Genomic DNA, 22686 nt, shown 5'->3' with positions numbered 1-22686 from the left:
GGCCGCCATCAACCGCTTCATAAAAGAGCATAATCAGGAACCGAAGCCGTTCGTCTGGAAGGCCAATCCCGATCAGATTATCGCAGCCGTCAGGCGCGGGCATCAAACGTTGGAATCAATCCACTAGGTTCCAGAAAGCGGTGGCACTCGGTCTCTTTGCGGAGAGTCCTAGGTCCGCGTTCGAGAAACTGATTGGCGAATATAAAGATAAGGCAATCGTACAGGCGATAGGCGCAGGCCGCTGGGACCAACTCACGCCATTTGAAATGGGTATCGCTTTGGAATCGGCCGCGTCACACAGTGTTCCTGATAGCATTTTCACTAGAAGAGATGAACCAGTCGAAAAAGAGTTATCGATATATCGCGGATTTTGGATGTTGAATCCTCAGACTTATGGTATTTTAAAGTACAATGCTCGTAATGAAATGAGCATGCTTGATCTCATGGGACGTTACTGGCAGCCGTTTTCGAAAATAAAAGATAACGACGACACTTCGATAGCTCTCCTCGGACTTACTGATTTCTCAAGTGCGTCGCTACGTGCCGCTGAGGTTAATGTTGAGATTTGGAATACCACGCTAAACCCGTGGTCGGACTTCGTTGAAGCAGCGCGACGAACCTGGGGAGAAAGCATGCCGTTATTTGCTATAGCTTGCATCGCCGCCGGCATAAAATCTAAACATATTCGCGCGGCTGAATACGGCGATCTTTTGAATCACGATTTTCCGCTAGTCGAACGCGCTAGGTATGCGCGTCTTCGCAACAGCTCGCCTTGGTGGATGGATCAAGTGAGCCGAGCGAAATCAGCGAGCGAGCGAAAATGGGTTCTCTTAGTTTCAATCTGCTGGGCACCCGCGTCAGCTCTGTTTGTAATCCAGTCCATTCTCGTGGAGTTCATTGATAATTTGAGCGCCAGTGAATTCCGAGAAATGGAACGTTCAGTTGGATGGGTCCTTTCCCTCAGTCCTGGGGGGAAGCCCAAGCTTAACGGTTATGGACACTTAGATATCTTGGCGAGTCAAAGTCCGAGATTTTCGGTGACTATCTCTAATCGTCTGAGCCATGCGCAGCAACGTCGCATAATCGAGTCCATTAGTGATGATTCCTCGGTCATCGACTTTGGCGTAATCAGTATTGTTTCTGATTTCCTAATCATCACTTCCTACCGTGACATCAACGCTTGGGGGAGGGCGATCAAGTACATCGAGGATAAAGGCGGTGCGGATACAATCTCCTCACACTATGACGCCGATATATCATCTATGCTATATTATGGTGGGCGGTCTGGTATGTCACAAGAGATTGCGAACCGCATAATGGCTGCAAGCGATAAGTTTCCTTTTTCAGTAGTTGAAGCTGCCAGTGCGTCGCTTTACCGGGCTCCGGCAATTAGTAAATCATCAATCGCGACGGTCGCGGAAGAAGAAAGTTGGTTCGCTCATTAGTTTCGCAATACAGTGAAACTGTACCAAATTATAATATTGCAGTCTATTGCCGTCATGCACTACGTCCGGCACAGTATATTTGCATAGTAGCGCATAATACGTTGAAATTCTTCGCGGTGATAGAAATACTCGCTTTATTTTCTGTACGCCACCGCTACGCTGTCGTTGGCGAAAGGGCGACCTAAGCTAACTTTCCTTTGTGCGTCTTGCCGGTGGCGACTAAAGAGGTCCTAGCGGCAACCCTACCGGCATCACAGCGCTCCTTGATACGATTGCGTTCCATGTCGGCCAGCCGGGCTGGCAACACTGACATAATCGCGAGCGACGTTCCTCCACGCCCCTGAAAGGATGCGTCTTTTAGGTATACCCAAGCGAGACATAAGCGTGAGACGAATTTCGCGTCTCAATAGGGTTGACCACAGCATTATGAGACGTATGACTCCGTATATCTAGAACCTATTGGGACACGAGTCGTTATGTTGATCGGTTATGCGCGCGTTTCTAGTTCGGGGCAGTCGGTCGAAATCCAACGAGATGCGCTCCTTGCCGCTGGATGCGAAAAGCTCTTCGATGAAAAGGAGAGCGGCACCAGCACGGAAAATCGCAAAGCCCTTGCCGACGCGCTTGAGTTTGTACGAGCAGGCGACACCTTCTTGGTGACGCGCATCGATCGCCTTGCTAGATCGGTAGCGGACCTTGAGGCTATCGTTTCAAAGATCAAAGCGAAGGGCGCATACCTAAAAGCCGTCGAGCAACCTATCGACACCTCCACACCCGCAGGCACAGCATTTTTGCAGATGCTTGCCGTATTCGCGCAATTCGAAACGGCTATCCGTAAAGAGCGTCAGATGGAGGGCATTGCGAGAGCCAAGGCCGATGGTCGATACAAGGGCCGCAAAGCGACCGTAGATGTTGCCATCGTGCGCCAAATGAGGACTGATGGCGTTCGTCCGGTCGATATAGCAGCCAAGCTCGGCATTGCCCGGGCGAGCGTCTATCGCGCGCTAGGCGAGGCCGAATAGGCTAAATAGCGATCTTATCGGGAAGATTTGTGCGGAGGGCGCGAAGAAGGTCATGAGGCTTCCGTCCCAATGCCTCGGCAATGACGATAAACTCCACAATATCAAGCCTGCGCTCTAGAAGCTCGATCTTGTTTATAAACGAAGGCGGCTTTGCGATACGGCGCGCTAATTCGCGCTGGCTAACTCCAAGCTCTTTGCGAAGCAATGAAAGCGTGTCGATCAGCGTCCGATAGTCGGGCGATATGACCCATCCCCGCTGCATTGTACCCGCCCCAACTCGTTGAGGCCGAACCGTTATACACCCTTGCCATTGTCCCCATGATGGGGACATACCGCCACGAAGGCCGTATGGTCGAAGATTGACTCGTTAGAGGGGCGTTATGAAGAGGTTCACACCCGTCATTTTACCTGTTGCGGCGCTAGCATTGACACTGCCAAGCGTAGCCTCGGCTTCAACCAAGAAGTCCCAACCGATTGTTGAGGTAGACGGCAAAAAATACCGAGTCATGATAAAAAATGGTGCCGAGGTTTTCGTCTTCAACAAAGCACTTCGAACCGACTTCTCCCCTACTGATTTCGATCGGCGGCGACGCGCTGTTAAGATCGCAACGGGTTGTGAAATGCGTGATGGTGCACGGCATGAACTTGCGCTGGCGGGAATGCTAGATTGCACCTTGTCGAATGTGACCAGCCCTGTTGCAGCTAAGACAGGCAACTAGGATGCTTCTGGAAAGGCAAACAAGAGCCGCAAAGCTCGGTTCGATCGTCGGTGTCCTGCTACTCATCAGCGCGTGCGGAACGAAGCCGGACGATGCTAGCGCAACTTCGGACTCGCCCCCTGCATCCGATGGTATGAACAAGACGATCGACACGAAGGTATCGGCGGAAATGAACCTCAAGGGTGGGTTGAAGGATGCGGACTCTGCCAAGTTCCGCAACGAATTTGTCAACGCGCTGGATACTGGCGCGCAGATGCTGTGCGGAGAAGTCAACTCGAAGAATGCCTTTGGCGCTTACACCGGCTTTAAGCGGTTCATCGCCTCACCCAATCCCGAGGCACCGAACATGATCGAGGGAGAGGAAATGATGGGAATGAAGATCGACGCCAAGACGTTCGCCAAGGCCTACGATTTTGCATGCCGTCATCCGGTGCAACGGTTTTGATTCGAATGTTTACGGGCATGTCTTAGGTTTTCGACGGCGAACTCTTGGGATTGCTTGTGGAATTTTCGCCTGAAATTTTCGGGAAAGGTCACAGCGTTGTACGTAATGCCTCTATTTTGCCCGTAGAGGCACTCTACAGCGTCATTACTGGCTTGTAGCTGGTCAGGTAGCCAAAAATCAATAACAGCGCTTGCAGCGGCTTAAATAGGCCCATCTGAAATAGGATCATACCAGCATGAATATGCGTCTACAGATAACCCGCTGCTAAACGTTACTGGTATGCTTCCCCTCTCCCTCTCTCCCTTATATACTATTTAATCTTGACATAGGGATCAACTCCAACCTTCTTTTTAAAACAGTATTTAAGGAAGGCTGTACCCATTTCTGTATTATCCTTCGGAATGATAAGGGAATCATGCACTGGTAGAGAAGGGGCGTTGCAGAATTTCATCAACTTCAACATTGTAGCTAAGATGATCTCGCTTTCGATGAATTGAAGATCAGCCCACTTGATAGGGTTGCCGTCCCAGCCTTGCAGAACAGGTAGCTTACGCAAGACAAGTTCCTGTACTTTCGCGATCGGAAACGCCTTCTGCAATGATTTACCGTTAAGAAGTTCGTTGCCTTTCAACCTTCCGCTTACCTTGGGCGTCCAATTTGCGTGATAGTCATCATGGCCGAGGGTCATCGCGACCCAAGCCTTCGCGATCTCTCTAGGCAATCCGGTGGCCGCATAGGGATCATCACCGGCTGGAAGCTGCACACCCATAAGCCCGTGCAAGATGGTCAAGTGACTGGCAGTGATATCGATCTCTACCGTTGGCATACGGTTGAAGGTGATGCCGGAACGCACATCCTTGGCGTCCTGCTGATAACCACCATTCGCGTTGTACAGCCGACCACCCATGTTCCATGCAAACGCGGGATGATCGCCAAGGTTGAAGCTGCGATAAAGGCCGTCGAACTCGCCACCGTCGATAACCTGCGCGAACAGAAAAGCGTTTAGGGTTCGCACTGGTTCAGCAAGCGCAGCAACAGCGGCATCGTTGATGTTAACCGGTACCGCCGGAGCTTCGAACTCATACTTTCCTTCCCTAGTCGGCTTGGTGCCCTTGAGCCGGATGATGCTGGTCGGGTCGATGGACTGCTGTACCCGCGCGAAGTGTTCAGCGCGGTTGGAGGGGGTGACGTGAAGCCCTGCAAGGTAGTTAAACAACTTCGATGTTGCCCATACTCGCGTCACATAGCTGGCGTACGGGTCCGATGAGTCATGATAGCCTTTATCGATGCCAATATAGCGCTGTGCTACCAGATCATCCAGAACCCGCACGAAGGGACGATAACCAACCACGCGATCCGAAAAGCTGCCGGAGCTAAGGGGGCGCGAACATGCCCGTACTGGATCGTAGGACGCGGCTCGAAGCAGATCGTTGATCGTAGCGCCGACGGCGGCAACGTATTTTTTGCTCGGCGCACCCCGAACACCAGCATCATAGTTCAGTCGTGCCGCCAACGCCTGTACGGCGGCAGTTCCGATTTCACCGGTAGCGATGAAGGACAGGGACATAGAGGCGGATTTAATTTCGCCGGTTCGATACAGGTTCGGCTTACCCGTCCGCTCGGGCGTTACGTTGCCCGCGCCGGAAAACAAGTCTAGATTCAATTGGTTTTACCTTCCTCGGCCACATAATCAATCAGGCCGAGGCATCCAGTTAGCGCAATGCGAAAAGCGTGCAACAGCTCTTAGTTTACGATCTGCTATGCTTCTTTTGCATCATCAATATGTTAAGGTAAATTACATATATATTTATAAAATACGTTGAATATCAATGCTCGCATGCGAGAATTACGTTTAAAAATAGTTCGAATTAACTTCGGCATGGCGCATCGCATATCACTGCGGGGGGGGGGGGAGATAGGCATAATGTGATAGTTTGGTGGGCTGATTGCTTACATTTGCTCCTCTAGAATACAAAGCTCACGCGTTAACAAATTGGACAATCAAGCCCGCGCTTTGAACTCTCGCCGATCACGCGATATCAGACTGGCGGCGGCGGCAAAATCAACCCGCGATATGTGCAGCTATGCACAGTTGGGTAAGTTTCTTCGATGGTAAGGCCGCCGATGTAGCGTTCGTCCAGTTCCGAGTTAGCATGCCCAACCACCTCATTCGCGATGTGAGGTCGAATACCGTTCGTGACGGTCAGCATAGCCTTGAATGCGCCGCGCAACGAGTGAAACGTTACCTCTCGTCGCATATCTGCTGACAGCGTTTCATGTAACGCGGTGGGCAGGACGGTACGATTGAACGAACGAATGATGTTCGCATTTGACCATGCAGGGTATTCATCAGGTCCACCCCCGATGCGCTTTCTAGCGGCCCAATCGGGAAAGAGGCGCAACGCGCCACTTGCAGATATCCTATCGAAATACCGAGCAAAACCAAGGTCAAGCAACGCCGTTAGAATTGGGACACTGCGCGCGCGCCGGTTCTTCACCTTACGGTATTCATTGTCCCGGATCAGAAAATGTGGAAAACGGTCGTTCAATCGCACATCACTGATCTTAAGACCTCCAATCTCCGCCGCGCGGCAACCGGTAAACAGCGCCACAATGGGAGCCCAAAATCTAGAGTCATCTAAGCGAAAGTTACCGGGCGCGTGAACCTCTACGGCAGACCGGCAACCCGTGAACCACGGATGTGCAAAGATGCGATTAAGCTCATCAATTTGTAGCCTACGCTTGCTCGGCATCAAGGCTTGGCTTGTTTCCTTAACGTATTTAGAAACTTTGATCCCATGCGCTGGATTAGCACCTTTCATCCAACCCCGATCGATTGCGTGGTTCAGTACCGCACCGAGCATCCTTATGCGTTTAGCGATGGTCTGTTCAGAAAGATGCCGGACGACACTGCCCGCGCTTTTCCCGCCTACGATGTGGTTGGAAAGGTGTTCGGCGAAAAGGTGCATATCCTCGCGGGAGACTGCTACAAGCGCTTTACGGCCCACGCAGGCTTCAAACTGCTTAAGCGCAAGGCTTGTCTCTGAAAACGCGCGGGAGGACGGCTTACAGACCTCTAGATAGCGCTTTACCGCCTCGGCGAACGTCATGCCGTCGGAATCCGGTTTTGGTTTGTTCGACGGAGGCAGCATCGGCACCGCCTCCCCTGTTGCTAAGGCGGATATACGTGCGTACCCGCGTGTCATCCCGGTACGCACCGCACCAACAATCGCACCAAGCTCCTCGCTTCCCGCAGGAGCCTTGTAACCGCGCTCCGTAACGATCAGTCGAGCCTCATCCGTCGGACGCAGTATCGGTCCGTCACTTTGATCGTGAGGCATTGTCAACGCGCGCTGAATGTCTTCTGCGAACAACTCGATTTCGTACTCCCTCCGCGCCAACTCCTCGGCGGCGGCGGGATCAACGTTGGCGCGGCGGTGAAGCCGTTCGAACGGATCAGCGGTTAAATGCGCGTAACGGTCTGCGACCATATCAAGATCAGCTTGCGTAACTATCCGCTCGGGTGGTGCCGGCAGGACAAGCGCTGGCAACGCACGCGCTTCACGTCCCGCTGCTTTCGCCAACAGAGCCTCAAAGTGTGCCTTGGCAGCGGTGCGCGCGATCAGGGCTTGGCCTTCGTCTTTGGTACGAAGCGACACACGGTAGAGCGGCTTGGAGTTAAACAACTCCGCATAGCGCGGGGCATCGCGCTGGATATGCAGCGGCACCCGTCTTTCAAATTGGAACACGCCATCGCGCTTGCGGACGTGCGGTATCGTACTCGTCATTTTCCTCCTCATGGCCGGTAAGAATCTCACACCGGAATCTCACAGACCATGGCAGAAAATCGCGCGTTTCCAACGTCTAGTGCAAAATCAACTTGTTACATATACTACCTTTGTTCTCCCGTAGGGGTCACCAGCGTGAAGTCAGAATCGTCAGTATTCTGCGACGTTGGCTTGGGACGTATCACCAGCAGCCCGATCAGCACCATTTCCCAGCGCGGGTTGCGCAGCCGCTGTGCGATAACCGGCTTGGCCAGCCGAACGCCGGCGCGCCTGCGATGGCGAGACCTAAGGGAAAGATGATTGTACCGAAGGCGGGTTTCGCGATCGCAACACTCACCGATCCAAAGCGTGTGGCCTTTGCGAACTTTACCCAATCGGCAATGGTCCGTCCCGCCGGACCGTTCCGGGGTAGAAGGCCCGCGAAATCAAAGGTTCGAGCTTGTGGAGCGGTGGGTACCGGAACACGTCCGGCAGGATGATGGTGTTTTGCAAAGATCCCCCAATCTCAGGCGGCGCGATCGCTCGCACCGCCTGAGTCTGTGAGGGTTCAGAATTTCAACCGCACGCCACTGTAGAAACGGCGACCGATCGGGTCGTAAGTGCCCGCCGCCGTCTCGGTGCCGGTCACGCTGCCGGGCAGGCCAGTGATGACGCGCGGCGGCTGGGTGTCGAGCAGGTTGTTGACGCCCACGTAGAACTCGAACTGCTTCTTCACATGGAACCGCACCTGCGAATCCAGATAGAAGGCCGCACCGACGCGGAAATACGTCTTGTCGGGCAGCGATCCGTTGGCAAGCTTGAACAGCATGCGGTACTGATCGTCGAGGTACGACGCGCCGATATACTGGCCGTTGAACGTCACGCCGACCGCGTCGCTGTCGTAGCTAAGCGAGAAGGCCGCGCGATCCTGCGGGGTGTTGATCTCGCCGAGCGTGGTGTCATACGCCGCGCCCGTCACCGGCGTACCGCCCTGCTTGAACAGATGCGTATAGCTGACCGAGAACGTGGCAGCCCCATTGCCCAGGCCCCAGTCCGCCATGCCCTGCCGGTACGAGAAGGTCGAATCGAGCCCCTGCGTCAACAAGCCGCCGCTGTTAACGAGCGCGGAATCGACCTGCTGGATCGACCCCGCGCTATAAGGCCCCGACCCGATCGCGCGCCGCGAGACCAGCGAGCAGAACGTCGGATCGTTGTTCTGATAGCATTGCTGGAGGATGTAATCGCGGCTGGTGCGCGCGATCGCCCCGTCGAGTTTGATGTTGTAATAATCGAACGTCAGCGTGACATTGCGAAGCGCGTGGATCGAGATCGGGTTGATGACCGCGCCGAGCGTGTAGGTGGTGGCTTTCTCCTCGCGGATGTTCGGATTGCTGACGTTGAGTCCGCCGACGCCCTGAAGATCCGACTGGTTGAGCAGGAAGCTGCCGTTCGCGTTGATGTTGGCGAGCACACCCGCGTTGGCGCGGCAGACTGAGCTGGTCGTGCCGGTGCTGGTGAGCGTGACGCCCTGGCACGGATCGTTGACCGACGAGATGCTCACCGCCGGCGCGGCGTACAACTCGCCGATATTCGGGGCGCGTACCGCCTTGGCATAGACTCCGCGGAAGCGGATGTCAGGCACCGGCGACCATTCGACGCCGCCGTTATAGGCGTAGAACGTGCCGACGGTGGAATAATCCGACATGCGGACTGCGCCACGCAGAGTAAGATTGTCGAAGAACGGCGTATTGTGGATCAGCGGCACGACGATTTCGCCGTACACTTCCTTCACGTTAAAGCTGCCCGACGTGTTGGTTTGCTGAACGTACGCGTTGCGCGCCGCGATCGAGAGCGGATCGAACGTCTCCTCGCTAGACTCCTTGCGATATTCAGCGCCGACCGCGATCTGCACCTTGCCGGCGGGCAGTTCGAACAGCGACCCCGACAGGTTGGCGGCAGCGACTTCCAGCGTCTGCACCGCATCATGCGTGGATGTCGCGTTGAGGTAGGCGATCGAGCCTGGCGAGGCCTTGCCCGCGCCATAGACGTTCCACGGCACGCAGCCTTGCGCACGCGCTTCGGCGCTGGCGCAGATTGCTTCGGAGGTGTTGCCGTTGCCGTTGACGTCGTACACGTCCTGGATGACGTTGAGCGCCTGGACCGCGCGGTCCTGGTTGATGAGGCCGGTCAACTGGCTGGAGACACGAGTCTGGCCCCAATTGTACGATACGTCCCAATCCCAGTTGCTGCCGAGATTGCCGTTAAGGCCGCCGACGAAGCGCAGATTGGTACGGTCGAAGATCGCGAAACGCTGGCCGAACTCGGTGAGCCGGCGCGAAACCGCGACATCGCGGAAGCCGTCGCCGTTGGTATCGGTGGCGACATTGTACAGCCCGGCCGGCACCAGCGGATTGCGCACCACCTGCGACTGCAATGGGTTGTTCGGGTTCGCGACGAGTTGCTCGATATTGTAGCGGCCATTGCCCTGCCGGAACAGACCGAGCGAGCCGGTCGGCACCAGCGGCGAAGGCTCCAGCAGTCCGCGCGACTTAGTGTTGGCGTAAGTGCCCTCGACATAGACGTTGATGCTGTCCGAAATCTGATAATTGCCGCGACCAGCGAACTGGCGTTTCTCCAGCGGCACCGAGATCTGGTCATAAGGCGTGCGGTCGAACCCGTCGGTCGCCGCGTTGTACGGACGCGTCACGCCGGTCGAATCGACGATGTAATTGCCGCTGCCCGCGTTGAACGTGCTCGCCGGTACGACACTCGACTTGTTGAGGCGCGCGACGAACAGATTCTGCGCGGCGGTGAGGTTGGCATCGGTCAGCGCGTTGCTGCGCGTGGCCGCACCGACGCTGGTCTGATCGGTGATGCTGCGGCTACGCGATGCGGACGAGACGCCACCCTGCTTCTGCCAACCGCCGTACAGCAGGATGTTGCCGCGATTATCATCGAAATTGTGGCCGATCGTCAGATCGACCGAATATTGGTTGTCGTCGCCCTTTTCGGAGACACCGGTCTGCGCGTTGAGCAGCACGCCCTCGAACTTCTTCTTGTAGATGAAGTTGACGACGCCCGCGACGGCGTCCGACCCGTACACCGCCGAGGCGCCGCCGGTCAGGACATCGACACGCTCGATGAACGAACTCGGAATCATCGAGAGATCGACTTGTGCGGTGCCGGGCACGCCAGCCACCACGCGGCGGCCGTCGATCAGCACGAGCGTGCGGTTTGCGCCGAGGCTGCGCAAGTTGATGGTCGAAGTGCCGGCACTGAGCGCGCCATAATTCGACGTGTTGCGCGATTGGCCGGGCACACCGAAGGCCGGGTTCTGTTGCAGCACTTCCTGGATGTCGAGCTTGCCGGTGCGCTGGATGTCCTCCGACGTGATCGCCTGAAGCGGCGACGGCGAGGTAAGCGTCGGGCTTTTGATGCGCGACCCGGTGACGACGATCGTCTCGGCGGTCTCGGTGTCGATTGCCGCGGCCCCCTCGGCGGGTGTCGTCGCCTGTGGCGTGGCTGGCAGCGCGGTGGCGGGCGCGGCTGTATCCTGTCCATAAGCGGTGCCGGCGGCGAACAGAGACACTATGCTCGCACTGGTAAGAAACGCGCCTTTGCGCACGCCCCGGCCAGCCAGTCTGGTGATTGCTTTCATTTCCCTCATCCCCTGTTTTTGATTGTTATTGCGCTTCCGAATCCGGCCCTTCCCCGCGCGCTGTCAGCGTCTGGTCGGGCTGCCGGGAGCGAAGCGCTGCTCCGGGCGGATCGGTTATGGGCTGCACCGCGCGCGCCACGGCGATCCGCCAGTGGCGACGGATCGCGTCGCGCTGATCTGCAGGCATCGCCGGTTTGTACGTGTCGGCTTCGCGCGGCACGCCGGCTTCCGTCAGGCCGATCGCTGCACCCGCCATCCGCGCGACGCCAAGCGCACTTGCCTCGGCGACGTGCGGGCGGACGATCGGACGGTCGAGCAAATCGGCGAGCAATTGGACGAGCAGAGGATTGCGGGTCGCACCGCCATCGACCAACAGGTCCGGCAAGTCCGAGCCGAGATCGGCGTCGATCGCGTCGAGCACGTCGCCGATCTGGAGCGCGATCGCCTCGACCGTCGCGCGCGCGATGTGCGCCGGCCGGGTCGACAGCGACATGCCCGAGATCGTGCCGCGTGCGCTGGTACACCAATGCGGCGCACCGAGACCGCCAAGCGCAGGCACGAACACTACGCCCTCGCTGGTCTCGACGCTCAAAGCGAGTTCGGTCAACGCAGCTTCGTCAGCAAGTCCAAGCAGCGCGGTCGCAAAGGCGGCGGCGTGCCCCGACACCGATATGTTGCCCTCCAGCGCGTGCCGCGCGACCCCGGCCCGGCTCCAGGCGATCGTACTCGACAGGCCATGCGACGAATGGACGCGCCTGTCGGTGGCGACCATCAGCGAGCTGCCGGTGCCGATGGTCGCCTTGCCACGCCCCGGAGCATCGACGCCGTGACCGAACAAGGCGGCATGGCTGTCACCCAGCATTGCATGGATCGGCGTCCCCGCCGGCAGCGCGGTCGCGCCAGCCGCGACATCGCCGAAGTGACTGTCCGACGAACGAATGTCGGGCAGGATCGCTAGCGGGATGTCGAACAGCCGCGCCAGTTCGGCGTCCCAGCCAAGAGTATCGAGGTTGAAGAGTTGCGTGCGTGAGGCGTTGCTGTGGTCGGTCGCATGCACTGCGCCGCCGGTAAGGTTCCACAGCAGCCAGCTATCAATCGTGCCGCAGCGGATTTCGCCGCGTGCGGCACGGTCGCGCGCATCGGGGATCGAATCGAGCAGCCAGGCGATCTTCGCGGCCGGGAACAGTGGATCGAGACCCAGTCCACTGCGTTCCACGATCGCCGCTTCGGCCCCGGCAGCCCGCAAGGCAGCAAGCCGGTCGACCGAGCGCTGGCACTGCCAGAGCACCGCCGGAGCGAGCGGGCGGCCAGTCGCCGCTTCCCATAACACCACCGTCTCGCGCTGGTTCGAGATCGCGAGCGCGGCGACCTCGATCTCGGGCGCGGCCGCATGAACCTCGCCGATCAGTGCGGCGACCGCTTCCCAAATCTCGGACGCCGATTGTTCGGCCCAGCCCGCGCGGGGATAGGTGACGCGCATCGCCTGCGACCGCGAGAGCAGCACCGTTCCGTCGGGCGCGACGAGCAGCGCCTTGGTGTTGGTAGTGCCCTGGTCGATCGCGAGGATGGCGCGGGTGATCATCAGCCGGCCTTCATGCCGAGCAGTTCGCGCGCCGCGCCGGCGATTCCGGCGGCACTCAGCCCGAAATGCTCCATCAGCCACTTGGCCGATCCCGTCGGGGCGAAGCCGGGGAAACCGATCATCCGCATCCGCACCGGGTTATGCTGCGCACAATATTCGGCGACCGCACCACCAAGACCGCCACGGGACAGCCCCTCCTCGGCGGTGACGATCGCGCCGGTCGCAGCGGCAGCGGCAAGCGCAGCCTTATCGATCGGCGAGACCGTCGGCATATTGATGACGCACGCCGCGATCCCCTCGCCCGCCAGCACCTGGGCAGCGGCGAGCGCGTGATGGACGAGCGTACCGTTGGCGATGATCGCGATGTCGGCGCCCTCGCGCAGCGTCTCGGCCTTGCCGATCGCGAACGTCGCATCGCTGCGGACAAGCTCGGGGACCGGCATGCGGCTGACCTTGATGTACACCGGCCCGTCGTGCGCGGCGGCGGCCTTGATCGCTTCCGCAGTCTGCCACGGATCGGCAGGCACGATCACGGTCAATGTATCGATCGCGCGCAGCCAGGCGACATCCTCGATGCTGTGATGCGTCGCGCCGAGTTCGCCGTAAGCGACGCCGCTGGAGATGCCACACAGCTTCACATTGGCCTGGCTGTACGCACAATCGACCTTGATCTGCTCCATCGCGCGAGCAGTTAGGAAACAGCCAGCGCCGCTGACGAACGGGATCTTGCCGCCATTCGCAAGGCCAGCGCCAACGCCGACCATGTTCTGCTCGGCGATTCCGACGTTGATGAGCCGCTCGGGGAAGCGGTCGCGGAATGCGCCGAGCTTGGACGAGCCGACCGAATCGTTGACCACCGCGACGATGCGCGGATCAGCCTCGGCGAGTTCCTGCACGGCGCGGACATAGGCGTCGCGGCAGTCGAACAGCCCGGCGGGAGCGAGCGCGGCGCTCATCGCGTCAACTCGGCGAGCGCGGTGGCATATTGCTCGGCATTGGGGACGCCGTGGTGCCAGCCCGCCTGATTTTCCATGAAGCTCACGCCTTTGCCCTTGATCGTATTGGCGATGATGCAGCGCGGCCTGGTACGCGGCGCGGCGGCATCGTCGAACGCGGCGAGCAAGATTGCCGGATCATGCCCGTCGATCTCGACCACCTCCCAACCGAATGCGCGCCACTTGTCGGCGAGCGGTTCGAGCTGGTTGGTATCTTCCGTGCTAGCGCCCTGCTGCAAGCGGTTGCGGTCGACGATCACGGTGAGATTGCCGAGACCGCGATGGCCGGCGAACATCGCCGCCTCCCATATGCTGCCTTCCTGCAGTTCGCCATCACCGGTCAGGACGAACACGCGGTACTCCGCTTTGTCGATCTGCCCGGCCACCGCGATGCCGACCGCGACCGGAAAGCCGTGACCCAGGGGGCCGGTATTGGTCTCGACGCCGGGCAGATAGGTGCGGTTGGGATGGCCGTTGAGCCGCGACAACGGCTTCAGATATGTGTCGAGTTCAGCCTCCGGGAAGAAGCCTGCCCCAGCCAGCGCCGTATAGAGCGCGCCGGTGCAATGGCCCTTGCTCATCACGAAACGGTCACGCTTCGGCGCGGAAGGATCGGCCGGGTCGATCCGAAGAATATCGAAATAGAGGCTGGCGACAATATCGGCCGCCGAAAGATCCCCACCGGGATGGCCCTGCCCCGCATCGACGATCATCGCCAACAGCCGCCGCCGCATCCAATTGGCGCGTTCGCGGACGTGCGCGGTGCGCGCCTCCAGCGTTGTCACGCCAACGCCCTCCACATGCCGATGCTGTTCCGGTGATACCATTGTTGCCCTCTCCTGCGATCCTGGATAGCGCAGCCCTTGCACGACCGCAATCATTTTACTTTCGTTTTTTTACGATTGAAGAGTTTTCGAAGATCATTTGACAGAAAGTGAAGCTAGAAGCTAACAGGTCGCAAGGCACCGGCCTCGCAAATCTGCGGGCCTTTCGGAGTGGTGATGTCGAATTTGGTCGGTCCGGACTTGCTATACGAGCGCGACCACGCGGATAGTCGCGCCATGCAACGCACTCCGCTCGACAGCACCCGCCCGGCCAGCGCCGCCTCGCAATCACGCGCGCTTGGCGAAACCCGTCGCCACAAAATCCTCGAATGGCTTCGTGAACAAGGCAGCGCCCGTGTCCGCGAGCTGGCACAGGCTTTTTCGGTTTCGGAAGTCACCGTCCGCCAGGATCTGGAGAAACTCGAAAGCGACGGGCATATCGTGCGCGAGCATGGTGGCGCCTATTTGAAATCGGTGCGCCAGCAGGTGCGAGCGATGGCGCTCCAGCATCTTGAGAACATGGATGCCAAGCGCCGCATCGGCCGACGCGCCGCCGCGATGATCGGCGATGGCGAGACGATCATCCTCGATTCGGGATCGACCACGACCGAGGTCGCCGCCAACATCCTCGGCCACCGTGACATGACGGTCATCACCAATGCGCTCAACATCGCGCTGATGCTGGGTGCGGAGCCGGGCTTCGAGGTGCACGTCAGCGGCGGCCAGTTCAAGGCGCCGACGCTATCCCTGAGCGGCGAGCGCGCTGCCGAGTCGTTCCGCGGCATGTTCGTGCAGAAGCTGTTCCTCGCGACCGCCGGTTTCGATCTAGACGCCGGCCTCACCTATCCGGCGCTGTCCGACATCGCGGTGAAGCGCGCGATGATCGACGCGGCGGAAAAGACCATCCTCGTTGCGGATTCGAGCAAGATCGGCGCGCGATCTTTCTCCGCACTCGGCGGGATTGAACTGGTGAACGTCCTCATCACTGATGAGGGCATCCGTGATGCCGATCGTGCGGTGATCGAACGCGCGGGCGTCGAGATCATCATAGCATAACCGCCGGAGCGGCCGCCTGCGCGCGTCCTGCTTTCCGGCACCATTGGGAAGAGGACGAACGAGTGAGCAATCAACGCTACGGCGCCGGCATCTGGCATTTCGCGACCTATGTGGATCGCTACGCGACCGATGGCTACGGCGCACCGCGTTCCCTGATCGAGATGATCGATCTGGCCGGCGAAGTCGGCGATCTCTCGGTGGTCGATATCAACTACCCCTTCCCCGGCGGCGAGACCTCGCTGGAGGCGATCGGCACCGCGCTCGAACGCAACAAGCTGTCGGTGATCGGCATCACGCCCGAAATCTACACGCGCCAGTTCGCGAAGGGTGCGTTCACCAATCCCGATGCGGGCGTGCGCCGGCTCGCCAATGAGATGTGCAACGACGCCGCCAACATCGTGCGGCATTTCGGCGCGGATTACGTCAAGCTGTGGCCGGGCCAGGACGGCTGGGACTATCCGTTCCAGGTCGATCACCGCAAATTGTGGCAGATGAGCGTGGAAGGCATCGCCGAACTCGCCACGCAGAACCCCGACTTGAAGTTCGTAATCGAATACAAGCCGCGCGAGCCGCGCAACCACATGAGCTACGACAGCGTCGCGCGGACCTTGCTCGGCATTGAAAAGATGGGCGTGCCCAACGTCGGCATCCTGCTCGATTTCGGCCATTCACTGTACGGCGGCGAGAGCCCGGCCGATGCGGCGCAGCTCGCGATCGATCACGGCCGGCTGTTCGGGATGGACGTGAACGACAATTTGCGCGGCTGGGACGACGATATGATCGCCGGATCGGTCCATCCGATCGAACTGTTCGAATTCTTCTATACGCTGCGCAAGAACAACTGGGAAGGCGTGTGGCAGCTCGATCAATTCCCGTTCCGCGAGGATTCGGTCGAGGCGGCGAAGTCGGCGATCGGCTTCCTAAAGGCGATCGAGCGCGCGCTCGACAAACTCGACTTCGAGGCGATGCAAGCCGCGCAGGACCGTCAGGACGCTGTCGGTGCGCTCAAGTTGGCGCGCGAGGCGCTGTTCTCCTCATATTGAGTCAGGACGTTTGATGCACGCCGTCGATCTCCGCACCGAATATACCACCAATCTGCTCGGCACCGAAGCGGCACGGCCGCGCCTGTCGTGGCGCGTCGATGGCGACGGGCGCAGCGTCGCGCAGGCGCGTTACCGCGTCCGCGCGGCGGCGAGTGCGGAGGCTCTGGCCGGGGGCGACCTGCTGTGGGACAGTGGCACGGTTCGTTCGGCGGCGAGCGTGGATATCGCGTGGGGCGGGCCTGCGCTCACATCGATGCAGCGCGTCTGGTGGGACGTCGAGATCGACGGTGTGCGGTCTGAGCCAATTTGGTTCGAGACCGGCCTGCTCTCTCCCGACGACTGGCGCGGCGACTGGATCGAGGCGGAGGATGACGTCGCCGCCGCCGACCGCGCGGCGGGCGCGACATGGGTGTGGAGCGAAACCGCGCTCGACGACCGGCCGCACGCCTTCCGGCTCGATTTCGACGCGCCCGCCGATCTCGTCCGCGCGGAGGTGCTGCTCGCAGGAAAGGATCATCTGCGCGGCGTTTGGATCACCGGTGCGGCATCTCCGCTCGACTGGCATTTCGACTGGGATACCTATCTGCCCTTCTGGGGCACGCTCGGCCTGTACCAAGGCGAGGTGAAGCCGGGCCGCAACAGCGTCTGCGCCTTGGTCGAGGCGGATACGACCGGGTTCTTCCCGGTCGATGGCGGTGCGTTCGCGGCGCTGATCCGATTGTATCGCGCGGATGGCAGTGTAAAGCGCATCGTCAGCAGCGCGGGCTGGCGCGTGCAGCCTTCGCCGGCGCCGGCCTGGACCGACGCCGCCTTCGATACCGCCGGCTGGGCGGTGCCGCAGCCAAGTGGCGCCAACGTCCACAACGACCCGCGTCCGCCCGAGCCGGCAATGCATTTGCGGACCAGCTTTACCGTGGATCGGCCAGTCGCGGCTGCGCGTCTCTATGCCACCGCGCTCGGTGCCTATGATGCGCGGATCAATGGCGTAGCGGTCTCGAACGCGATCCTCGCGCCAGAGATCACCGTCGCGCAGGATCACCTTCTGTATCAGGTGCAGGACGTAACGGATCGCATCGTGCCGGGCGAAAACGTGCTGGCGGCACTGGTTGGCGATGGCTGGTACGCGAGCGCTTTCGGCTGGCGGATCGAACGGTATGCATTCGGCCCCGCCCCACGGCGACTGCGCGCGGCGCTGCGGATCGATTACACCGATGGCGGCAGCGACTGGGTGACGACGGACCGCGACTGGCGGATCGCATCGTCGGCGATCCTCACCTCCGAAATCTACGACGGCGAGACCTATGATGCGCGGCTGGAAGTGCCGGGTTGGGATGCGCCGGGCTTTGACGCGTCCGGCTGGCAGTCCGCGAGGATCGGCCAAGCGCCCGACATACGCCTGATCGCGCAGACGTCGCCCGCGCTGGAACGGATGGGAACGCGCACCGCGATCAGCATCGGCGAGCCTGCGCCCGGGCGCTACGTGTTCGATTTCGGGCAGAACGTCTCTGGCTGGGTGCGGCTCACCGCGACCGGTCCGGCGGGAACGACGATCACCGCCAAGTTCGCCGAACTGCTCTACGCAGACGGCACCGCCGATCTCTCCAATCTGCGTCTCGCCAAGGCAACCGACCGCTTCACCTTGGCCGGAACCGGCGAAGCCGAGGCCTTCGAGCCGCACTTCACCTATCACGGCTTCCGCTACGTCGAGGTCGAAGGCTTCCCCGGCGTGCCCACCGCCGCCGACGTGCTCGGCATCGTCGTCCACAGCGCCTGCCGCGAGACCGGCACGATGACCTTCCCCGACGCGCCGCTGCTCCAGACGATCTGGAACAACGCACTGTGGAGCCAGCGGTCGAACTTCTTCGCGGTGCCGACCGACTGCCCGCAGCGCGACGAGCGGATGGGCTGGATGGGCGACATCCTCGTCTTCCTCGACGCCGCAGCGTTCAACATGGACGTCGATCCGTTCATTCGCCGCTTCCTGCTCGAAGCGCGGGCGGCGCAGCGGCCCGACGGCGCCTACCCGATCGTCGTGCCGCAGCCGCAATCCTTCCCCGATGTGGTGACGGCAGGGTGGAGCGAAGCCGGCATCGTGCTGCCGTGGCTGTTGTGGCAGCGCTATGGCGACACGGCGGTGATCGAGGAGAATTGGGCCGCGATGGAACGCTGGATGGCGTTCGTTGCACGCACCAACCCCGATCACGTCTGGCGCAACGATCGCGGGCTCGATCTCGGCGACTGGCTCTCGGTCGATGCGATCAAGCCTGATGACGAGACCACACCGCGCATCCTGTGCGCGACCGCCTTCTGGGCTTGGGCGGCGCAGCAGATGGCCGACATGGCCGAGGCGACCGGCCGCGCCGACGATGCCGTGCGCTACCACGACCTGCGCGCCAGGATCGGCGACGCGTTCACCACGGAGTTCATCGCCGCCGATGGTAAAGCCGGCAACGGCAGCCAGACCAGCCAGGTGCTGGCACTCTACATGGATCTGGTGCCGGCGGACCTTCGTCCTACCGCCGCGCGGCTGCTGGCGAAGGATATCCGCGCGCGCGGGATGAAACTCTCCACCGGCTTTCTCGGCACGCCTTACATCCTCGATGTACTCGCCGACGCCGGGCTGCACGATGAGGTTGCCGGGCTGTTGCTCCAGACTGGCTATCCGAGCTGGGGTTACATGGCGTCCAAGGGCGCGACGACGATGTGGGAGCGCTGGAACGGCGACACCGGCGACCTGTCGATGAACAGCTACAACCATTATGCGTTCGGCGCGGTGATCGGCTTCTTCTACCGCCGCCTCGCCGGCATCGCCCCCGCCGCGCCCGGTTTCGCGCGGATCGCGGCGCGGCCGTTGTGGTATCCGCAAATCGGTCGGGTCTCCGCGCGCTACGATTCGTGCATGGGCCTGATCGCTGCCGAGACCGGCGGCGATGCGAGCGGACTTACGCGCTTCGCGCTCACGATACCCGCCAACACCGTCGCCGAGGTCGAACTGCCCGATCGGGAATGGCGCGAGAGCGGCCACTTGCTCGTCAACCATCCCGACGTTCGCGCGCTAACGCGCGGCGACCAAAGGATCCGCTTCGAGATCGGCTCGGGCGCATACCATTTCACGACCCCCGTCTGAGAGGATTTTTCCGTGCCGACGCTTGGCCTCATCCACAATTCACCGGTGCTCGCACCGATCTTCAACGAGATCGCGGCGCGGATCATGCCCGATGTGCGGCTCCTGCACTTCGTCGATGAAAGCACGATCAAAAACACGATCGCCGCCGGCTATCTCCAGAAGGCGACCAAGCGGCAGGTGATCGGCCTCGTCGGATCGGCGTTCAACGCCGGCTGCGACGTGGCGCTCGTCACCTGCTCGTCGATCGGACCGGCGGTCGATATGGCGGCCGAACTCTATGAGCAGCCCGTGTTGCGAGTCGATCGAGCGATGGCGGAAAAGGCAGTCGCGACCGGAACACGGATCGGCGTTGTCGCGACGCTGTCGACCACGCTTACGCCCACCGCCGATCTGGTACGGCTGGTGGCGCACGAACAGGGCAAAGCGGTCGAGATCGTCGAGCATCTCTGTGATGGCGCGTTCGCGGCGGTGATGGCGGGCGATGGCGCGACTCACGACCGCATCGTCGGCGAGGCGCTGACTGAGGCGATGCGGGGCATGGACGTCATCATCCTCGCGCAAGCCTCGATGGCGCGCGTCGTCGCCGCGTTGCCGGAGGGCGCGGTGGCGGCGCCCGTGCTGTCCAGCCCCGAACTCGGTATGATCCGCGCGCGCGATGTGCTGGCTGGCCTCCCGCAGTGAAGAAACGGCGCGTCGTTCTCGGCTTTCTCGCCGCGCTGTCGGTCATCACTTTCATCGACCGGCTGGCGATCGCTGTGACGGGACCGACGATGCAGAAGGATCTCAACATCAGCCCCGCGCAATGGGGCTGGGTGCTGAGCGCCTATGTGATCGCCTATGCGGTGTTCGAGGTGCCTTCGGGCGCGCTGGGCGACCGGCATGGCTATCGCAAGGAGCTGTCGCGGATCACGATCTGGTGGTCGGTGTTCACCGCCGCGACCGCTTTGTGCCGCACCTTCTGGCAGCTTGCCAGCGCGCGCTTTCTGTTCGGGCTGGGCGCGGCCGGCGCGTATCCCAACATGTCCGGCGTGCTCTACCGCTGGCTGCCGGCGCGGGAACGGGCGCGTGGGCAAGGCGTGATCTGGGCGGCGAGTCGGCTGGGGGGTGGGCTGGCGCCGTTACTGCTGGTGCCGGCCAATATCGCCTTTGGCTGGCGGGCGGTGTTCGCGATCCTCGGCGCGCTGGGGTTCGTCTGGGCGATCGCATGGTGGCGCTGGTTCCATGACCGACCCGAGGATCAGCCCGGCATCACCGCCGAGGAAGTCGCCGAGATCGGCAGCGATGCCGGCGCGGGGCATTCGGGGACGCCGTGGCGGCGGCTGCTCGCGTTGCCGCAGCTCTGGCTGATCGCGGCGGCCTATGGTTTCTACGCGTTCGGAAGCTGGTTCTTCTTTGGCTGGTTCCCGACGTGGATGGTCAAAGGCGCTGGCTTCACGGTCGGCGAGATGGGCGTGTACGGATCGATCCCGTTCCTGCTCGGCATCGTCGGCAATCTCGCGGGTGGCGTTTTGTGCGACCGTCTCGCGGAGCGGATTGGCATCCGGCGCGCGTATAGCCTGATCGCGTGCGTGTGCCTGACGATCACCGCCGCCTTGCTGGTGGCGATGAGCTTGGCCGAGGGGAAGTTCACGATCATCGTCCTTGCGGGGCTGGCGTTCATGGTCATGGATCTGATGCTGCCGGCTGCCTGGGCGATGTGCATGGCGATCGGCGGTCGGTTCGGCGGCACGGCGAGCGGGGTGATGAACACCGCCGGCAATATCGGCGGGTTCATCTGCTCGGTGGCGTTCGGCTATGTCGTCGCGGCGACAGGGAACTACAATCTGCCGCTGCAGGGCGTGGCGGCGATGGTGCTGATCGCGGCAGGCATCTTCGCGTTCATCGATTGCACCAAGGGACTCGACCACAAGGCGCCGCCGGAACTTCTGGCGGGAGTGTAACGTGGCTAAGGTGAGCCACACCGGGCACCGTGGGGATGTGTCACTTTTGGATGTCGGCGCGCGGGTGCGGTAGCGCGTAAGCGCGTTTTGGGAAGCGTTGGCGGTGTCAAAGAGCGAAACCGAAGTGTGGCAGGTGCCCGGCGTGTAGGACAGTGCGCGTGCAGCCTCCGCAACATGGACGAGCGTAGGGAATCGAAACGCATTTTGGCGAGCCGCAGCGCGCCAATTCGCACGTCAGCAATTTCGCGATTGGGGGAGTTCACCGCGATCTGCGCGCGGCTTGTGCGAATGAACACGATTACGGTGACGGGTGCGCGCGCGGTGCCGAGCGACCCCGAGGCGTGGCGCGCGAAGATCGGACGGTATCTCGAAGCGCCGCCTGCCTAGGCTACCCAAGTCGTCCGTATGCCCGGAGGTTCGATCACCCAACCTGTCTTCGTCTTCCTAAAGCTAACAAAGCGCCCATATCCACATTCCGCACAATCATTATGGAAATCAACGCTCGCCACAATAAAAATTTTAACGCCTCTTTGTACTTGAATAAAGTCGGGCTTCGAAAATACCAATGTATGCCGCTCGCAATTTTTGTTACGCATAGAGTGTTGTCGGATAAATTTTGCCGATAGAGCCGGCATTTCCTCAGACGACAACTCGCGAAACTTTACATCGCTATCTATATCGGATCTTATCCAACCGTCCCACCCACGCTGCCCGGAGAAAACCACCTTTCTTTCTTTTAATTCTTTTCGGACACAAAAATTCGGATTTATTTTTTCTTCAGTAAAAATTACCTGTTCAATAACATCGGAAATATCTTCTTTAGTCATCAGCAGAGCAGGCGAGCAACCGGGCATACACAGGCCAAATGCAAGGCACATGAACCTTAATATACAGAACTTGCTGTGCTTTAAACTGCTCAACTCTGCCCCCCGACGGCAATCAGAAGTACATTGACCGTAACCTTCGCGGCTGTCCAGCAGCCGCTTTCGGAGATCGACTGCCGTCTGGTTCAACTGCCGTGTACGCGCTACGGTAGTCATTCCGATCACCCGCTCATGCCGAG

The 22686-nt window shown here is 60.4% G+C and carries 17 protein-coding genes and 1 pseudogene; 10 read left to right on the top strand and 8 right to left on the bottom strand.

Going from position 1 to position 22686, the window contains the following annotated elements; genetic code table 11:
• The 3 genes and pseudogenes from EWE75_RS14475 to EWE75_RS14465 all read left to right on the top strand — a co-directional run.
• Positions 1 to 127: pseudogene (locus EWE75_RS14475) on the top strand (IS630 family transposase); the annotation flags it as partial.
• Between the two features lie 13 nt (positions 128 to 140).
• Positions 141 to 1445 (top strand): hypothetical protein, encoded by a 1305-nt coding sequence (locus EWE75_RS14470; RefSeq protein ID WP_130158703.1) that lies wholly within the window; start codon positions 141 to 143, stop codon positions 1443 to 1445.
• A gap of 476 nt (positions 1446 to 1921) precedes the next feature.
• Entirely contained in the window at positions 1922 to 2467 is a 546-nt protein-coding gene (locus EWE75_RS14465) for a recombinase family protein (RefSeq protein WP_130158701.1), read from the top strand.
• A 1-nt stretch (position 2468) separates the two neighbouring features.
• Here the strand turns inward: EWE75_RS14465 and EWE75_RS14460 are convergent, their stop codons facing one another.
• Positions 2469 to 2729 (bottom strand): helix-turn-helix domain-containing protein, encoded by a 261-nt coding sequence (locus tag EWE75_RS14460; protein WP_130158699.1) that lies wholly within the window; start codon positions 2727 to 2729, stop codon positions 2469 to 2471.
• Between the two features lie 118 nt (positions 2730 to 2847).
• Between EWE75_RS14460 and EWE75_RS14455 the strand changes: the two genes are divergently transcribed.
• Both EWE75_RS14455 and EWE75_RS14450 read left to right on the top strand, forming a co-directional pair.
• Positions 2848 to 3186, top strand: a complete 339-nt coding sequence (locus tag EWE75_RS14455) for a hypothetical protein (protein WP_130158697.1) — start codon at positions 2848 to 2850, stop codon at positions 3184 to 3186.
• 133 nt (positions 3187 to 3319) lie between these two features.
• On the top strand, positions 3320 to 3631 hold the full coding sequence (locus EWE75_RS14450; RefSeq protein ID WP_130158695.1) for a hypothetical protein: 312 nt from the start codon (positions 3320 to 3322) through the stop codon (positions 3629 to 3631).
• A gap of 310 nt (positions 3632 to 3941) precedes the next feature.
• Here EWE75_RS14450 and EWE75_RS14445 read toward each other — a convergent pair whose 3' ends face one another.
• The 6 genes from EWE75_RS14445 to EWE75_RS14415 all read right to left on the bottom strand — a co-directional run bounded on the left by EWE75_RS14445 (position 3942) and on the right by EWE75_RS14415 (position 14460).
• Positions 3942 to 5294, bottom strand: a complete 1353-nt coding sequence (locus tag EWE75_RS14445; RefSeq protein WP_130158693.1) for a hypothetical protein — start codon at positions 5292 to 5294, stop codon at positions 3942 to 3944.
• 376 nt (positions 5295 to 5670) lie between these two features.
• On the bottom strand, positions 5671 to 7419 hold the full coding sequence (locus EWE75_RS14440) for a tyrosine-type recombinase/integrase (RefSeq protein ID WP_165388392.1): 1749 nt from the start codon (positions 7417 to 7419) through the stop codon (positions 5671 to 5673).
• Between the two features lie 547 nt (positions 7420 to 7966).
• A complete protein-coding gene (locus tag EWE75_RS14430; RefSeq protein WP_130158689.1) occupies positions 7967 to 11056 on the bottom strand; it encodes a TonB-dependent receptor domain-containing protein in 3090 nt (1029 codons plus the stop codon).
• Positions 11057 to 11081: 25 nt separating this feature from the next.
• On the bottom strand, positions 11082 to 12638 hold the full coding sequence (locus EWE75_RS14425) for an FGGY-family carbohydrate kinase (RefSeq protein WP_130158687.1): 1557 nt from the start codon (positions 12636 to 12638) through the stop codon (positions 11082 to 11084).
• On the bottom strand, positions 12638 to 13594 hold the full coding sequence (locus EWE75_RS14420; protein WP_130158685.1) for a transketolase family protein: 957 nt from the start codon (positions 13592 to 13594) through the stop codon (positions 12638 to 12640). The genes EWE75_RS14425 and EWE75_RS14420 overlap by 1 nt, the downstream gene beginning before the upstream one ends.
• Entirely contained in the window at positions 13591 to 14460 is an 870-nt protein-coding gene (locus EWE75_RS14415) for a transketolase (RefSeq protein WP_206364774.1), read from the bottom strand. The genes EWE75_RS14420 and EWE75_RS14415 overlap by 4 nt, the downstream gene beginning before the upstream one ends.
• Positions 14461 to 14694: 234 nt before the next feature.
• Here EWE75_RS14415 and EWE75_RS14410 point away from each other — a divergent pair, with 234 nt between their 5' ends.
• The 5 genes from EWE75_RS14410 (at position 14695) to EWE75_RS14390 (ending at position 21623) form a co-directional block, all read left to right on the top strand.
• On the top strand, positions 14695 to 15513 hold the full coding sequence (locus EWE75_RS14410; RefSeq protein WP_130158683.1) for a DeoR/GlpR family DNA-binding transcription regulator: 819 nt from the start codon (positions 14695 to 14697) through the stop codon (positions 15511 to 15513).
• Positions 15514 to 15575: 62 nt separating this feature from the next.
• The gene (locus tag EWE75_RS14405) at positions 15576 to 16556 is read left to right on the top strand and encodes a sugar phosphate isomerase/epimerase family protein (protein ID WP_130158681.1); all 981 of its coding nucleotides are present in this window, start codon (positions 15576 to 15578) and stop codon (positions 16554 to 16556) included.
• A 13-nt stretch (positions 16557 to 16569) separates the two neighbouring features.
• Positions 16570 to 19683 (top strand): alpha-L-rhamnosidase, encoded by a 3114-nt coding sequence (locus tag EWE75_RS14400; RefSeq protein ID WP_130158679.1) that lies wholly within the window; start codon positions 16570 to 16572, stop codon positions 19681 to 19683.
• Positions 19684 to 19695: 12 nt separating this feature from the next.
• Positions 19696 to 20364, top strand: coding sequence for an aspartate/glutamate racemase family protein (locus EWE75_RS14395; RefSeq protein ID WP_130158677.1), 669 nt, complete (start codon positions 19696 to 19698; stop codon positions 20362 to 20364).
• Entirely contained in the window at positions 20361 to 21623 is a 1263-nt protein-coding gene (locus tag EWE75_RS14390; protein WP_130158675.1) for an MFS transporter, read from the top strand. Before EWE75_RS14395 ends, EWE75_RS14390 begins: the two co-directional genes overlap by 4 nt.
• A gap of 383 nt (positions 21624 to 22006) precedes the next feature.
• Here the strand turns inward: EWE75_RS14390 and EWE75_RS14385 are convergent, their stop codons facing one another.
• Positions 22007 to 22663: a hypothetical protein gene (locus EWE75_RS14385; RefSeq protein ID WP_130158673.1), complete on the bottom strand. Its 657-nt coding sequence runs from the start codon at positions 22661 to 22663 to the stop codon at positions 22007 to 22009.
• Positions 22664 to 22686 lie beyond the last annotated feature (23 nt).

Origin of the sequence: Sphingomonas populi (genome assembly GCF_004208535.1) — a bacterium.
Lineage (GTDB): Bacteria > Pseudomonadota > Alphaproteobacteria > Sphingomonadales > Sphingomonadaceae > Sphingomonas > Sphingomonas populi.
The sequence above is the reverse complement of the archived record's forward strand: the minus strand, read 5'-3'. Positions and strand labels throughout refer to the sequence as shown.

Coding starts and splice junctions, on each gene's coding strand:
- EWE75_RS14465 (WP_130158701.1), top strand. CDS start 1,922: ATGTTGATCGGTTATGCGCGCGTTTCTAGTTCGGGGCAGTCGGTCGAA.
- EWE75_RS14460 (WP_130158699.1), bottom strand. CDS start 2,729: ATGCAGCGGGGATGGGTCATATCGCCCGACTATCGGACGCTGATCGAC.
- EWE75_RS14455 (WP_130158697.1), top strand. CDS start 2,848: ATGAAGAGGTTCACACCCGTCATTTTACCTGTTGCGGCGCTAGCATTG.
- EWE75_RS14450 (WP_130158695.1), top strand. CDS start 3,320: ATGAACAAGACGATCGACACGAAGGTATCGGCGGAAATGAACCTCAAG.
- EWE75_RS14440 (WP_165388392.1), bottom strand. CDS start 7,419: ATGACGAGTACGATACCGCACGTCCGCAAGCGCGATGGCGTGTTCCAA.
- EWE75_RS14430 (WP_130158689.1), bottom strand. CDS start 11,056: ATGAAAGCAATCACCAGACTGGCTGGCCGGGGCGTGCGCAAAGGCGCG.
- EWE75_RS14425 (WP_130158687.1), bottom strand. CDS start 12,638: ATGATCACCCGCGCCATCCTCGCGATCGACCAGGGCACTACCAACACC.
- EWE75_RS14420 (WP_130158685.1), bottom strand. CDS start 13,594: ATGAGCGCCGCGCTCGCTCCCGCCGGGCTGTTCGACTGCCGCGACGCC.
- EWE75_RS14415 (WP_206364774.1), bottom strand. CDS start 14,460: ATGGTATCACCGGAACAGCATCGGCATGTGGAGGGCGTTGGCGTGACA.
- EWE75_RS14410 (WP_130158683.1), top strand. CDS start 14,695: ATGCAACGCACTCCGCTCGACAGCACCCGCCCGGCCAGCGCCGCCTCG.
- EWE75_RS14400 (WP_130158679.1), top strand. CDS start 16,570: ATGCACGCCGTCGATCTCCGCACCGAATATACCACCAATCTGCTCGGC.
- EWE75_RS14385 (WP_130158673.1), bottom strand. CDS start 22,663: ATGACTACCGTAGCGCGTACACGGCAGTTGAACCAGACGGCAGTCGAT.